Source organism: Asanoa siamensis (assembly GCF_016862555.1).
GTDB lineage: Bacteria > Actinomycetota > Actinomycetes > Mycobacteriales > Micromonosporaceae > Asanoa > Asanoa siamensis.
In genome coordinates this window covers 1-1084 of sequence record NZ_BONE01000203.1, presented here as the reverse complement: position 1 = coordinate 1084, position 1084 = coordinate 1, and the positions used below count along the sequence as shown (strand labels likewise).

Genomic DNA, 1084 nt, shown 5'->3' with positions numbered 1-1084 from the left:
CCAGTGGGCCGGTGGCGCCTTCGTCGGCAACCCGCACGCCTTCACCCACGGCACGCAACAGCACATCTTCGGCCGGCGGGCCACCGGCGACCTGTCCCACTGGTACTGGTGGCCCGGCATCGCCGCGCCCGGCTTCGACGACTGGGGAGCGCTCGGGGTCGTCGCCGGGGACCCGGCCGGCCTGTCGACGCCCGGCCAGCACCACGTCTACTACCGGACCACCAACGGCACGCTCGCCCACCGGTTCGTCAACGACGCCGACGGCTCGCGCGGCGCCGACAACTGGGGCGGGAGCCTGGCGCCGTGAGGTCGCTGCGGGCGACGCTGGCGGCGCTGCTGCTCGCCGCCGGCGCGGTGCTGGTCGTGTCGTCGCCGGCCCAGGCGGCGCCGCTGTTCAAGGCGCCGTTCCCGTGCGGGCAGCGGTGGACGTTCAGCCACCACAGCGCCGAGGTGCGCCAGGCGCTGGACTTCGTACGGGCCGACGGCGGCGTGACCAACGGGACGCCGGTGCTCGCCTCCGCGGCGGGCACGGCGTTCCGGTACTCGCAGCCGGGCGGCGCGGGCAACTACATCGCGGTCGAGCACGGCGGCGGATGGAAGACCTACTACTTCCACCTGTCGGCGTATTCGGTGGCCGACGGGGCGCCGGTGGCGCAGGGGCAGCAGATCGGGCTGACCGGCAGCACGGGCAACTCGAGCGGGCCGCACATCCACTACGAGCAGTTGTTCAACGGGGTCGGGCAGGTCATCGCGATCAACGGGGTGTCGCTGGCGCCCTATCCCGGCGTGTACAACCAGCGTTTCCTGACCAGTGACAACTGCGGTGCCGTGGCGTCGACCGTGGGTGGCCGGGGATATCTCTTCGGCGACCAGCAGCACGTGGCCGCCGTCAACACCGGTGGGACGCTGAGCAACCTGTCCTGGTCGTCGTCAACGGGGCTCGTCCGGCCGGACTGGGGTGGTGGGACGCTGGCCGGCGCGGCGGTCGGTTATGTCCACAACGGGCAGCAGCACGTCTTCGCGCGGGGCACCGACAACACGCTGCGGCACTGGTGGCAGAGCGGGGCGGGGGCGCCCGGGCTCG

1 protein-coding gene and 1 pseudogene are annotated in these 1084 nt (G+C 72.9%); both read left to right on the top strand.

Annotated elements, in window-relative coordinates; genetic code table 11:
• Window positions 1-307 (top strand): annotated as a pseudogene (locus tag Asi02nite_RS41260) (peptidoglycan DD-metalloendopeptidase family protein); the annotation flags it as partial.
• 26 nt (window positions 308-333) lie between these two features.
• Window positions 334-1084, top strand: a 751-nt coding sequence (locus Asi02nite_RS41255) for a M23 family metallopeptidase (protein WP_373312460.1), incomplete at its 3' end; no start/stop codon positions are given.